12 protein-coding genes are annotated in these 13,309 nt (G+C 54.1%); 6 read left to right on the plus strand and 6 right to left on the minus strand.

Annotated features, from left to right (window positions below):
- Window positions 1-31 precede the first annotated feature (31 nt).
- Window positions 32-502 carry a DUF1456 family protein gene (locus ACERY3_RS12065; RefSeq protein WP_045888720.1) on the plus strand — a complete coding sequence of 157 codons (471 nt, stop codon included), beginning with the start codon at window positions 32-34 and terminating at the stop codon, window positions 500-502.
- A 31-nt stretch (window positions 503-533) separates the two neighbouring features.
- On the opposite strand, the gene metG is transcribed toward ACERY3_RS12065, so the two are convergent.
- Window positions 534-2,567, minus strand: coding sequence for a methionine--tRNA ligase (metG, locus tag ACERY3_RS12070; protein WP_058841500.1), 2,034 nt, complete (start codon window positions 2,565-2,567; stop codon window positions 534-536).
- A 166-nt stretch (window positions 2,568-2,733) separates the two neighbouring features.
- On the opposite strand from metG, the gene apbC reads away from it, so the two are divergent.
- Window positions 2,734-3,843, plus strand: coding sequence for an iron-sulfur cluster carrier protein ApbC (apbC, locus tag ACERY3_RS12075; RefSeq protein ID WP_029740176.1), 1,110 nt, complete (start codon window positions 2,734-2,736; stop codon window positions 3,841-3,843).
- A 93-nt stretch (window positions 3,844-3,936) separates the two neighbouring features.
- On the opposite strand, the gene ACERY3_RS12080 is transcribed toward apbC, so the two are convergent.
- Together ACERY3_RS12080 and ACERY3_RS12085 are read right to left on the minus strand one after the other, a co-directional pair.
- Window positions 3,937-4,392, minus strand: a complete 456-nt coding sequence (locus ACERY3_RS12080) for a GNAT family N-acetyltransferase (protein WP_231926990.1) — start codon at window positions 4,390-4,392, stop codon at window positions 3,937-3,939.
- Entirely contained in the window at window positions 4,367-4,699 is a 333-nt protein-coding gene (locus tag ACERY3_RS12085) for an RcnB family protein (RefSeq protein ID WP_023336316.1), read from the minus strand. Before ACERY3_RS12085 ends, ACERY3_RS12080 begins: the two co-directional genes overlap by 26 nt.
- A 479-nt stretch (window positions 4,700-5,178) precedes the next feature.
- Here ACERY3_RS12085 and ACERY3_RS12090 point away from each other — a divergent pair, with 479 nt between their 5' ends.
- The 4 genes from ACERY3_RS12090 (at window position 5,179) to ACERY3_RS12105 (ending at window position 9,539) form a co-directional block, all read left to right on the plus strand.
- Window positions 5,179-6,318, plus strand: a complete 1,140-nt coding sequence (locus ACERY3_RS12090) for a polysaccharide export protein (protein WP_058841499.1) — start codon at window positions 5,179-5,181, stop codon at window positions 6,316-6,318.
- Window positions 6,318-6,767 carry a protein-tyrosine-phosphatase gene (locus ACERY3_RS12095; RefSeq protein ID WP_045887892.1) on the plus strand — a complete coding sequence of 150 codons (450 nt, stop codon included), beginning with the start codon at window positions 6,318-6,320 and terminating at the stop codon, window positions 6,765-6,767. The genes ACERY3_RS12090 and ACERY3_RS12095 overlap by 1 nt, the downstream gene beginning before the upstream one ends.
- Complete coding sequence (locus tag ACERY3_RS12100) at window positions 6,767-8,947, plus strand: polysaccharide biosynthesis tyrosine autokinase (protein ID WP_058841498.1); 2,181 nt, start codon at window positions 6,767-6,769, stop codon at window positions 8,945-8,947. The genes ACERY3_RS12095 and ACERY3_RS12100 overlap by 1 nt, the downstream gene beginning before the upstream one ends.
- A 76-nt stretch (window positions 8,948-9,023) precedes the next feature.
- Window positions 9,024-9,539, plus strand: coding sequence for a protein disulfide oxidoreductase (locus ACERY3_RS12105; protein ID WP_058841497.1), 516 nt, complete (start codon window positions 9,024-9,026; stop codon window positions 9,537-9,539).
- A gap of 36 nt (window positions 9,540-9,575) precedes the next feature.
- On the opposite strand, the gene ACERY3_RS12110 is transcribed toward ACERY3_RS12105, so the two are convergent.
- The 3 genes from ACERY3_RS12110 to ACERY3_RS12120 form a co-directional block, all read right to left on the minus strand.
- Complete coding sequence (locus tag ACERY3_RS12110) at window positions 9,576-11,042, minus strand: aspartate aminotransferase family protein (RefSeq protein WP_023312433.1); 1,467 nt, start codon at window positions 11,040-11,042, stop codon at window positions 9,576-9,578.
- Window positions 11,043-11,060: 18 nt separating this feature from the next.
- Window positions 11,061-12,437 (minus strand): diaminobutyrate--2-oxoglutarate transaminase, encoded by a 1,377-nt coding sequence (locus ACERY3_RS12115; RefSeq protein ID WP_014884533.1) that lies wholly within the window; start codon window positions 12,435-12,437, stop codon window positions 11,061-11,063.
- 313 nt (window positions 12,438-12,750) lie between these two features.
- Entirely contained in the window at window positions 12,751-13,185 is a 435-nt protein-coding gene (locus tag ACERY3_RS12120; protein WP_045887888.1) for a hypothetical protein, read from the minus strand.
- Window positions 13,186-13,309 lie beyond the last annotated feature (124 nt).

The following is a 13,309-nucleotide window of genomic DNA, read 5'->3' on the forward strand; positions in this document are numbered from 1 at the left end:
CGCCATTGCATCATCGACATTCGAAGGCTCTATGCTAAGTAACGACATTCTTCGTAGCCTGCGCTACACCCTGAAAGCAAACAACAACGACATGGTGCGCATTCTTGCGCTGTCGGACATGGAATCCACGTCTGCCGGTTTCGATACCTGGATGACCAAAGAAGACGAAGAGGGCTTCGTTCGCTGCCCGGACATCATTCTGTCGGGTTTCCTGAACGGCCTGATTTACGATAAGCGTGGCAAAGATCCGGCCGCGCCGGAGCTGGCGCTGGAGCGTCGCGTGAACAACAACACGGTGCTGAAAAAGCTGCGCATCGCGTTCTCGCTGAAAACGGACGATATTGTGGCGATCATGACGGAGCAAAAATACCGCGTATCCGTGCCGGAAGTGACCGCCATGATGCGCGCGCCGGACCACAAAAACTACCGCGAGTGCGGCGATCAGTTTCTGCGTAATTTCCTGCGCGGGCTGACCCACCGGGTGCATCACCCTAAACCATAAAAAAAGCCGGAGATTATCTCCGGCTTTTTTGTTATTTCACCTGCTGGCCAGGCTTCGCGCCTTCATCAGGGCTTAACAGGAAGATATCTTTCCCGCCAGGGCCTGCGGCCATCACCATCCCTTCAGAGATGCCGAAGCGCATTTTGCGCGGCGCCAGGTTCGCCACCATCACGGTCTGACGACCGATCAGCACCTGCGGGTCCGGGTAGGCTGAACGGATGCCGGAGAAGACGTTACGCTTCTCGCCGCCCAGATCCAGCGTCAGGCGCAGCAGCTTGTCAGAACCTTCCACGAATTCCGCGTTTTCGATCAGCGCCACGCGCAGGTCGACTTTGGCGAAATCGTCAAAGGTAATGGTTTCCTGAATCGGATCGTCTGCCAGCGGGCCGGTCACCGGTGCCGCAGCCGCTTTAACCTCTTCTTTAGACGCTTCCACCAGGGCTTCAACCTGCTTCATCTCGATGCGGTTGTACAGCGCCTTGAAGGTGTTCACCTTGTGGCCGAGCAGCGGCTGCGCCATGGCATCCCAGGTCAGTTCGGTGTTCAGGAACGCTTCTGCGCGGGCTGCCAGCTGCGGCAGAACCGGCTTCAGGTACGTCATCAACACGCGGAACAGGTTGATGCCCATGGAGCAGATGGCCTGCAGATCGGCATCGCGCCCTTCCTGTTTCGCGACAACCCACGGTGCCTGTTCGTCCACATAGCGGTTTGCCAGGTCGGCCAGGGCCATGATTTCGCGCACGGCTTTACCGAACTCACGGGTTTCCCACGCGTCGCCAATGGTGGCTGCCGCGTCGGTAAAGGTTTTGTACAGGGCAGGGTCAGCCAGTTCAGCCGCCATCACGCCGTCAAAACGCTTGGCGATAAAGCCCGCGTTACGGGAGGCCAGGTTCACCACCTTGTTGACGATATCCGCGTTCACACGCTGCACGAAATCTTCCAGGTTCAGGTCGATATCGTCGATGCGGGAAGAGAGCTTCGCGGTGTAGTAGTAGCGCAGGCTGTCCGCGTCGAAGTGGTTCAGCCAGGTACTGGCCTTAATGAACGTCCCGCGAGACTTGGACATCTTCGCGCCGTTCACCGTCACGTAGCCGTGTACGAACAGGTTGGTTGGCTTGCGGAAGTTGCTGCCTTCCAGCATCGCCGGCCAGAAAAGGCTGTGGAAATAAACGATGTCTTTACCGATGAAGTGATACAGCTCGGCCGTGGAATCTTTCTTCCAGTATTCGTCGAAGCTGACGGTGTCGCCACGCTTGTCGCACAGGTTTTTGAAGGAGCCCATGTAGCCGATTGGCGCGTCCAGCCAGACGTAGAAATATTTGCCCGGCGCGTTCGGGATTTCAAAGCCGAAGTACGGCGCATCGCGGGAGATATCCCACTGCTGCAGGCCGGATTCGAACCACTCCTGCATTTTGTTCGCCACCTGCTCCTGCAGCGCGCCGCTGCGGGTCCACGCCTGCAGCATTTCGCTGAAGGACGGCAGGTCGAAGAAGAAGTGCTCGGAGTCACGCATGACGGGCGTGGCGCCGGAAACCACGGATTTCGGCTCGATAAGCTCGGTCGGGCTGTAGGTCGCGCCGCACACTTCGCAGTTATCGCCGTACTGGTCCGGGGATTTACATTTCGGGCAGGTGCCTTTGACGAAACGGTCCGGCAGGAACATGCCTCTTTCCGGATCGTACAGCTGAGAGATGGTGCGGTTTTTGATAAAACCGTTCTCTTTCAGACGGGTGTAGATCAGCTCCGACAGTTCGCGGTTTTCGTCGCTGTGCGTGGAGTGATAGTTGTCATAGCTGATGTCAAAGCCAGCAAAATCAGTCTGATGCTCCTGACTCATTTCGGCAATCATCTGCTCCGGGGAGATCCCCAGCTGCTGCGCTTTCAGCATGATCGGCGTGCCGTGAGCATCGTCCGCACAGATGAAGTTAACCTCGTGGCCGCGCATTCGCTGGTAACGGACCCAGACATCAGCCTGGATATGCTCCAGCATGTGGCCGAGGTGGATTGAGCCGTTGGCGTACGGGAGTGCGCACGTTACCAGAATTTTCTTCGCGACTTGAGTCATAGTAGGCATTACTTCTTTTAACTGTGAAAAGGGTTTTTGATGTTACCCGAAAGGTAATAACTACGCCAAGTGATAAGGGCATTAATCCATAAATGAATAATTGTTACCTCTGGGGTAAACTTGGTAATTACACGTCTTTTTTCAGAACAACTACAAAGGAGTCGGGATGAGTTCTCAATCCCAGGCCAAATCACCGGAAGCCTTACGAGCAATGGTCGCCGGGACGCTGGCTAACTTTCAGCATCCAACCCTGAAGCACAATCTCACTACGCTGAAAGCGTTACACCACGTTGCCTGGCTGGACGATACCCTGCACATTGAGCTGCAGATGCCGTTCGTCTGGACCAGCGCCTTTGACGCGCTGAAAGAGCAGACCAGCTCTGAGCTGCTGCGTATTACCGGTGCGAAGGCGATCGACTGGAAGCTGAGCCACAGCATCGCCACGCTGAAGCGCGTGAAAAACCAGCCTGGCGTGAACGGCGTGAAAAATATCATTGCCGTCAGCTCGGGCAAGGGCGGGGTAGGGAAATCTTCTACCGCCGTTAACCTGGCGCTCGCGCTGGCAGCGGAAGGGGCAAAGGTCGGTATTCTGGATGCGGATATCTACGGTCCGTCTATTCCTAACATGCTGGGCGCGGAAAACCAGCGCCCCACCTCGCCGGACGGGACCCACATGGCGCCAATTATGGCGCACGGTCTGGCGACCAACTCCATCGGTTACCTGGTGACTGACGATAACGCCATGGTCTGGCGCGGCCCGATGGCCAGCAAAGCGCTGCTGCAGATGCTGCAGGAGACGATGTGGCCTGATCTGGATTATCTGGTGCTGGACATGCCGCCGGGCACCGGTGACATTCAGCTGACGCTGGCGCAGAACATTCCGGTCACGGGGGCGGTCGTCGTGACTACGCCGCAGGATATCGCGCTGATCGACGCCAAAAAAGGCATCGTGATGTTCGAGAAGGTGGAAGTGCCGGTGCTCGGTATCGTCGAGAACATGAGCATGCACATCTGCAGCAACTGCGGTCACCACGAACCTATCTTCGGTACGGGTGGTGCAGAAAAACTGGCCGCGAAGTATCACACCCAGCTGCTGGGGCAGATGCCGCTGCACATTACCCTGCGTGAAGATCTGGACAGCGGAAAGCCAACGGTGGTCAGCCGTCCGGACAGCGAATTTGCGGAAATGTATCGCCAGCTGGCGGGACGCGTTGCGGCGCAGCTCTACTGGCAGGGCGAAATCATCCCGGGGGAAATCGCGTTCCGCGCGGTGTAATTCCTCAGCTCCTAATTGCCGGGTGGCTTCGCTTACCCGGCCTACAAATGGCACCATCACGTAGGTCGGGTAAGGCGAAGCCGCCACCCGACTTTAACCCAACCGATAGTGCATCAAATAATACTCTCCGTCCGGAGAATTACCCGTCGCCTCTATGTGCCAGCCGTGTCGCTGGTAAAACGCAATAGCCCGCGCATTCTTCACCAGGCACTTAAGTGAACCCGTACTGGTAAACGTCTTCTGTACGTGTTCAAGCAACTCATGCCCGACGCCCAGGCTCTGATACTGCGGATCGACAAACAGGTTGTGCAGGAAATTATCGTTCGTCCAGACGGAGGCAAAACCCAGGCGATGACCGTTCTGAACAGCAACCCAAATCACTTCGTCACGGGTTGCCGCGTCAAAGTCTTCAAGCTGCCAGTCCGCGTTGTCCAGCCATGGCCAGGCTTCACGCCGGGCGTGGAGGTAGAGCGTGCGCAGGAAAGGACGGTCGCTTTCCTGCCAGGGGCGAATCAGAATTGCGTTAGCGGTGATAGAAAATATCTCCATTGTAGGCTTTGTAGATCTTGCCATCAGCATCGCCGATCAGCACGTAGTTCTCACCCATGTAGGTCCAGTGGGTTCCGGCATCCGGAGCCGGCAGGTTACGCAGCTGGTACTGTTTGATGGTGTACTCCGGCGTTTGATACTGCGCCGGCGCCGTGTCGCCAATCTTGAATTTCGTAAAGTCAGCGATGAACTCTTGTTCTTCATAGGCCTTGATGCCCGATGGCGCAGCGGCCGTTTGCGGGGCAGCGAATGCAGATCCCGCCAGAGACAGTAATACACCCAGAAGCAGCAATTTACGCTTAGCCATTTTTTCTCCAGTGATATCGTTACAGATACTTTTCGTCTGCAGGTCGTGCAAAGCGGAGCAGACAGTCCATTTTAAGTATCAACGCAGGGTATGTTTGAGAAAAAATGTAACAAAAGTGGACGGTTTTGTGTAGTCAAACTGGATGATGCTTATCATTGTGGTGAATATTGTCTGTGCTTTATATTTTTAATATTTATTATTTCGATACTCAAACCTGAAAATAACTTTTTACGTCAAAATTGGACTGTAATACGAATGCTTTCCCACTGAAGGACATTTAATATTGTCTTCGGGCGAAGCGCGCTTACTACCTTTTTTACAAGATCAATCGTTGTTTTTTTAGAGGCCAGGTGGCTTGCGCTTTATCATGCCGAAATTACATGCCGAAGTTGAATAAATAATTAAATTTCATGAGCTTATGTTGGGTTTATTTGCAAGCTTTACGATAAGCGCAACGTTAAAAAGAAATAGTTATATAAATGAAAAGTACAACTGCATTTTCGCTGTTATTTCTCACCATTAGTCAGTTAACGGGATGTGTATTTTCCCCCGGACAGAACTTGAGCGTGTACGGGAAAAAAGTCAATACGGCGGAAGATGTTAATTATCAGCTTGATAAGCACGTGGAAATTTTTCCACTAACGCCGGGGTTGATTGAAAAGCTGCGTCCAACCGTATCGAAATCTCAGGCAAATCCTAATCTGGATGAGCAGATCAAAAACTGGGAATACCGTATTGGTACAGGCGACATCCTGACGGTCACCGTCTGGGATCACCCTGAATTAACAACGCCCGCAGGACAATATCGTAGTGCGAGCGATGCCGGCAACTGGGTCAATGCCGATGGTACGCTCTTTTATCCCTACGTTGGTAAGCTGCGTGTAGCGGGAAAAACGGTTTCACAGGTACGTGAAGAGATTACATCTCGACTGGATAAAGTCATTGAGAGCCCGCAGGTGGACGTCAGCGTTGCCGCCTTCCGTTCCCAAAAAGCCTATGTCACCGGAGAGGTCGAAAAATCAGGCCAGCAACCCATAACCAATATTCCGCTGACGGTGATGGATGCGGTTAACGCCGCTGGCGGTCTTTCTGCGGATGCCGACTGGCGTAACGTCGTGCTGACGCATGATGGCAAGGACTCCCGCCTTTCGCTCTATGCACTGATGCAGCATGGCGATTTGACACAAAATAAGCTGCTTTATCCGGGCGATATCCTGTTTATTCCCCGAAACGACGCGCTGAAAGTGTTCGTGATGGGCGAGGTGGTTAAACAGAGCACGCTTAAGATGGATCGTAGCGGCATGACGCTGGCCGAAGCCCTGGGCAATGCCGGTGGGCTTAACCAAAATATGGCTGATGCAACCGGCATTTTTGTTATCAGGCAGGTAACGGAAAAAGGCGACACGGGCAAAATTGCCAACATCTATCAACTCAATGCGGAAGATACGTCAGCCATGGTGCTGGGTACGGAATTCCAGCTGGAACCGTATGACATTGTCTACGTCACTACGGCACCGTTATCACGCTGGAATCGCGTGATCTCCCAGCTGGTACCTACCATCAGCGGCGTCCATGACCTGACCGAAACCGTTCGTTATATCAAATCGTGGCCGCAGTAATGTTTCAGTCAATCTTAGTGGTCTGCACCGGCAATATTTGCCGTTCACCGATTGGTGAGCGGCTGTTGCGTCAGCAATTGCCCGGCAAGCAGGTGTCCTCGGCAGGTATTTTTGGACTTGAAGGGTGCCCGGCGGATGCGGCTGCGCAGTCTGTCGCCTGGTGTCATGGCGTTTCGCTGGAAGGGCATGTTGCCCGCAAGGTGACGCGCAGCCTGTTGCAAAAATCCGATTTGATTCTGGTAATGGAGCCGGAACACCTCCGTTTCATTGCCACAATGGCCCCGGAGAACCGGGGAAAATCGCTGCTCTTTGGACAATGGCTTGAAACAAGGCACATTCCCGACCCGTATCACAAAAGTCGCGAAGTCTATGAATATGTTTTCGAGCAATTGGGGAAAGCCAGTCAGGAATGGGCTCGTCGTTTGAGTCAACAAGGAATGAAGCCGTAATGTCGTCTTCTAAATCAGACAAATATAGTGCTGCGACACCGCAGAATAATGATATCGATCTTCTTCAGTTGTTTGCTGAGATGTTTGATCACCGGGTGACGATCGCGTGTGTCACGCTCTTGCTCACGGTATGTGCAGGGATATATGCGTTCAGCGCCACGCCAGTTTATCAGGCTGATGCCCTGTTACAGGTTGAAGAGAAGCAGAATAACTCGCTAATCAAGAACCTGAACCCGTTCGGGTCCGATCTCTCACCCGATGTCGCGCCGGAACTTTTACTCCTTAAATCACGGATGATCCTGGGAGAAACCGTTGATCAATTAGGGTTGACGTACAACGCCAGGCGACGCGTGTTTCCTGTCGTCGGGCCTTTGTGGGAACACGTGCGGGGACGTAAATCCGCTGAAATAACGATTGGCGCGCTGACTATTCCCCTTCTGAAAGGGCAGCCACAAACGCTTTTACTCACCGTACGGGAGAAAGGGCGATATCGTCTTGAGGGAAAAAAGCTTGAAGCAGACGGCATAGTGGGGAAAACGCTGGTTAAAGACGGAATGTCGCTTCTGGTGACATCCCTCAGCGCGGAACCTGGCACCCAGTTTACCCTCGAAACCGTCACAAGGCTTGACGCGATCAATGTCATTCAGAACAGGCTTACGGTTGTGGAGTCGGCGAAACAGAGCGGTATGATCTCCTTAATGTTAACGGGTGAAGACCCCGCCAGGATCGCCACGATACTTAATGCCATTGCTGAAAATTACCTCAGCCAGAATATTGCGCGCCAGGAAGCGAAAGATTCCCGCAGCCTCACGTTCTTACAGGAGCAATTACCTAAGATCAGCCGGGAGCTGGATGAAGCCGAAGCGAGACTCAATGCCTACAGAGAGCAACGCGATTCTGTCGACTTATCTCTGGAGGCTAAGTCAGTACTTGATCAGGTGGTTAACGTGGAAAACCAGCTTAACGAGCTGACGTTTCGCGAAGCAGAGGTTTCCCAGCTTTTCAAAAAAGACCATCCCACCTACCGTGCCTTGCGGGAGAAGAAACAAACGCTTGAGCGGGAGCGTGCGCGCCTGAACAATCGCGTTTCATCCATGCCTTCCACGCAGCAGGAAATCTTGCGCCTGAGTCGTGACGTTGAATCCGGGCGTACCATATATCTGCAGCTGCTGACGCGTCAGCAAGAGCTGAGTATCTCTCGCTCCAGCGCTATCGGGAACGTGCGGATCATTGACCCGGCCGTGACGCAGCCAGATCCGATCAAACCGCGCAAAGCGCTCATTATCGTACTGGGTATGCTGATGGGGTTGATGCTCTCTGCCGGCATGGTTTTAGTGCGCTCAGCCTTTAATCGGGGCATTACCTCGCCTGAACAACTGGAAGTGCAGGGGATACCGCTTCTGGCGACGCTTCCGCGCTCGGTGTGGCTCTGGAAAAAAACGCACCTGCGCAGGAAAACCCTGTTTGCTTCCCGATGGAAGCACAGGACATCAAACGTTCCTTTTTTGCCCATTGACCGTCCGGCAGATATATTTGTCGAGGCGCTGCGCGGGCTGCGCACCAGTCTGCATTTTACCATGATGGATGCCACAAACCGGATCGTCGTGGTGTCTGGCCCCACGCAGGACTGCGGAAAGACGCTGGTCAGTACTTCACTGGCGTCGATTGCCGCTCAGGCCGGACAGCGAGTGCTGTTTATTGATGCGGATATGCGCAAGGGATATGTCCACAATGTTTTCCAACTGAGCAATCATCGGGGATTATCCTGCGTACTCGGAGGAGCCGTTGAGTGGCAGGAGGCGGTTCAACGCGCCGAGAAAGGCGGTTTTGATGTATTGACCTGCGGACCCCAACCTTCACATCCCGTTGAGCTGCTCATGAGTGAACGCTTCCAGGCCGTAATGTCGCAGATAGACAAACTGTATGACATCGTGATTGTCGATACCCCACCCGTGCTTGCCGTAACGGATGCCTTGCTGATAGCCAGAGCAGCGGCTACCACGCTTCTGGTCGCCCGCTTTGGTAAAACCAGCGTCAAGGAGATCGAGAACTGCCTGAAGCGTCTGCAGCAAATGGGTGTGCAGGTGAATGGCGCGATCCTCAATGATATCGTGAAATCGGCTGCGCTCTATTACAACTCGGGATATAGCCATTACGACTACGGCTATACACAGGAGTAAACCTGGCGCGACACTTCTTTACAGCGTGATGGCGTATTGCCCGTTAAGATGACCTTCGTTGAAACATGAGGTCACAATGGATAACCGCAAAATCAGTCGACTGCGCCGCTGGGCGCGGGAAGGGATCATATTCGTTCTGCTGACGCTGGCCGTGGTGTGGGGTGTTGATCGGTACCGAAAACCGACACTCCCCGCCAGTTTTAGTGCAACACCGATGCAGAGCATCGACGGCAATATTCACGATATCGCGGCACTGAGCCAGGAACGGCCGCTTCTGATTTACGTCTGGGCCACCTGGTGCAGCATATGCCGTTACACGACGCCTTCCGTTAATCAGCTGGCAGAAGAAGGCGGGAACGTGGTGAGTATTGCCATGCGTTCCGGCGATAACGCAAAGCTTGCGCGCTGGGTTGAAAAGAAACAGCTGAAAATGCCGGTGATCAACGATGAAAACGGTGCGTTGTCGCAGCAGTGGCAGGTGAGCGTCACGCCGACGCTGGTCATTGTGTCGAAGGGTAATGTGGTTAGTACCACGACGGGCTGGACGAGTTACTGGGGATTAAAATTAAGGATGTGGTGGGCAGGCGTATAAAAATAACCCCTCTCCCGGCGGAAGAGGGGTGTTGTATTACTTAGCCAGAACTTCCTGCGCGGTGCGCTCAACCAGAGACAGCAGGATTTTAATATCTTCCAGCGTCACGGTTGGGTTCAGCAGCGTCAGCTTCAGGCAGGTGACGCCGTTGTGCTCGGTCACACCAACGTTCGCACGGCCGGATTCCAGCAGCGCATCACCAATTTTCTGGTTCAGCAGGGCGATGCCCGCGTCATCCATCTGCACCTGTCCGCGGAAGCGGAACAGAACGCTTGCCAGCTGTGGCTGCATAACCAGTTCCAGAGCAGGCTGCTCTTTCACGTAGGCCGCAACCTGCTGCGCCAGGGTCACGCCGTGATCGATGATCGCCGCGTATTGCTCCTGCCCCAGCGCTTCCAGGCTCATCCACAGCTTCAGCGCGTCAAAACGACGGGTGGTCTGCAGAGATTTGGACACCAGGTTAGGCACACCCGCTTCTTCGTCGAACTCAGAGTTCAGGTAGGCCGCCTGATAGCGCATCAGCTCATAGTGGCGCGCTTCTTTCAGCAGGAACGCGCCGCAGCTGATGGTCTGGAAGAACTGCTTGTGGAAGTCCAGGGTGACGGAATCCACCAGCTCGATGCCGTCCAGGTAGTGACGATACTGCTCAGACATCAGCAGCGCGCCGCCCCAGGCCGCATCAACATGTACCCAGATGTTCTGCTTCGCGGCCAGCTCTGCAATCGCACGCAGCGGGTCGATAGCACCGGCATCGGTGGTACCTGCCGTTGCGACGATCGCCAGAATCTGTTCGCCGTTCGCGTTGCACTGTTCGATTTTCGCCGCCAGATCGGTCAGATCCATGCGGGAGAATTCGTCCGTTTTCACCTGCACGACGGACTGGTAGCCCAGCCCCATCAACGCCATGTTTTTCTGCACGGAGAAGTGTGCGTTTTCAGAGCACAGCACGCGAATTTTGCGCAAATCGCCGACCAGGCCGTCCTGCTGAACGGAGTGACCCTGACGCGCGAAGAACGCATCGCGAGCCAGCATCAGGCCCATCAGGTTGCTCTGGGTGCCGCCGCTGGTGAAGACACCGGCGTCGCCGGCCTGATAACCCACGCGGGTACGCAGCCACTCGATCAGTTTGATCTCGATAATGGTTGCGGACGGGCTTTGATCCCAGGAGTCCATACTCTGGTTAGTGGCGTTGATCAGCACTTCCGCCGCCTGGCTTACGACCAGGCTTGGGCAGTGCAGGTGCGCCACACACTGCGGGTGATGAACGGACAAGCTGTCTTTCAGGAAGAACTCCACGGCGCGTTCAATCGCCGCTTCGTTGCCCAGCCCTTTCGGGTTGAAATCCAGCTTAATGCGGTCGCGCAGTTCCGCGACCGTTTTGCCCTGGTACATCTCAGGCTGTTTCAGCCACTGCATCACAGCCTGAGTGCTTTGTTCGATCGCCTGCTGGTAAGCTTCAATGCTCTGCGCAGAGGAGAACAAAATTGGGTTTGAATCAGACATCGTAATCAATAACTCCGGTTACGCCGGGCGAACGCCCGCAGCAAGCAGTGCCTGCTCAAATTTATCCAGGAAGATTTTCAGCTCTTCGTCGCTGATCAGCAGAGACGGCAGCAGACGCAGAACGATACCGTTACGGCCGCCGCGCTCCAGAATCAGACCGGCTTCGAAGCACTTCTTCTGAATCAGTGCAGACAGCTCGCCGTCGCCCGGGAAGCAGCCCATGTGGTCAGCGGCTTCGTGTGGCTTAACGATCTCAATACCGATCATCATGCCCAGACCGCGCACGTGGCCGATAACAGGATAGCGTTTCGCCATCTCTTTCAGCTGGCCTTTCAGCCATTCGCCCTGAGCGGCAACTTTGCCCGCGATGTTCTGATCTTTCAGGATTTTCAGCGTGGTCAGGCCGGTGGCCATCGCCAGCTGGTTGCCGCGGAAGGTACCGGTGTGGTGGCCTGGCGCCCATGCGTCGAACTGTTTTTTGATACCGAGAACGGCCAGCGGCAGACCGCCACCTACGGCTTTAGACATTACGATGATGTCTGGCTCAATGCCCGCGTGTTCGAAGGCGAAGAATTTACCGGTACGGGCAAAGCCAGCCTGAACTTCGTCGAGGATCAGCAGAATGCCGTGTTCCTGAGTCACTTTACGGATGCGCTGCAGCCACTCTGCCGGAGCCGGGTTCACGCCGCCTTCGCCCTGAACGGCTTCCAGAATCACCGCAGCAGGTTTACGCACGCCGCTTTCAACGTCGTTGATCAGGTTATCGAAGTAGTACGTCAGCGCTTTCACGCCCGCTTCACCACCGATACCCAGCGGGCAACGGTACTCGTGCGGGTAAGGCATGAACTGCACTTCTGGCATCATACCGTCTACCGCTTCTTTCGGAGACAGGTTGCCGGTCACGGACAGCGCGCCGTGGGTCATACCGTGGTAACCACCAGAGAAGCTGATGATACCGCTACGACCGGTCACTTTTTTCGCCAGCTTCAGCGCCGCTTCAACGGCGTCAGCACCGGATGGACCGGTGAACTGCAGGCAGTACTCTTTGCCCTGACCAGGCAGCAGAGAGAGCAGGTATTCAGAAAACGCGTCTTTCAGAGGCGTAGTCAGATCCAGGGTATGTAACGGCAAGCCGCTGGTAATGACATTTTGGATGCTTTTCAGCACATCAGGATGGTTATGGCCAAGCGCAAGGGTTCCCGCGCCTGCTAAACAGTCAAGGTATTCTTTATTATCTGCATCGGTGATCCACACGCCTTCTGCTTTAGTGATGGCTAAAGGCAGTTTGCGCGGATAACTCCTGACGTTAGATTCAAACTCGGCCTGACGGGCCAGATAGGTTTCGTTGCTTTTGTGGGCATCTACGGTGTCAATACGGACTTTATCCGTCATCATATCACTCCTACAACCGCCGCTTCGTTATGAGCCACGATTGAATAAAAAGTTAAAAAACAGATGGGGGCCTGAAAAAAACGCCGCCAATATAGAGCCTTTTGCCACGGGGCTCAATGGTTAATTTGTTTACTGTTTTGTGACATGGCGCTCAGGGGAGGGGATATCCCCTTTTTAAGAAAGAAAATTGCACTTTATGGTAAAGAAAAACAGACTGTTACGTGTGTTCTGCCCTGACTGTAAATTCATAAAAAAGAGTGTGACAAATCGTGCCATTCGCTGACCGAAAAGGAGGCAGACTGCCTCCTTGTTCGCTTTATTTCTGCGACACCTGCAAAATGCCGTGGTTACGCCCCGTCGTCTTATTCCAGGACGCCGCCGTAATGCCGTTCTCATCAATGCTTAGCGATATAACAAAACCATTACCGTGGATCTCATAGAAATGAGCATTCAGACGCTTAACGGTGGCCTTTTTGCCGTTAATGGTGGCGTTAAAAAAGCCGTTTGAAATCGTGGCGTTAACCGCATCCGATGTAAAAGTGGCTTCACGCAAAGGGTCGTGGCCCGCAGCTGTTGAGTGCTGCGCCGCATTTTGGGCTTTTGTTTTGTGGATATCACAAGAGCCGTCATTCGCGTTCATCTCAGTACATCCTGAACGTTCTAATTGAGCACGATAGTGCGCGTTAATCGCATGAGCCGGTGTTGTCGCTACCGTTAACATCAGTGCAATCCATATTAATTGAGTTTTCATGGCTAAACTTTTGTCCACCTTATAAAACGCACAGATAATAGGAGACGTACATCATGCCGATCCAAATACCGACGCCAATGAGCATCAGATACAGGGTCGCTGAAATAATGATATGTCTGAGCAT

It is taken from the genome of Enterobacter cloacae complex sp. ESBL7 (assembly GCF_041679625.1).
GTDB classification, from domain to species: Bacteria; Pseudomonadota; Gammaproteobacteria; order Enterobacterales; family Enterobacteriaceae; genus Enterobacter; species Enterobacter asburiae_B.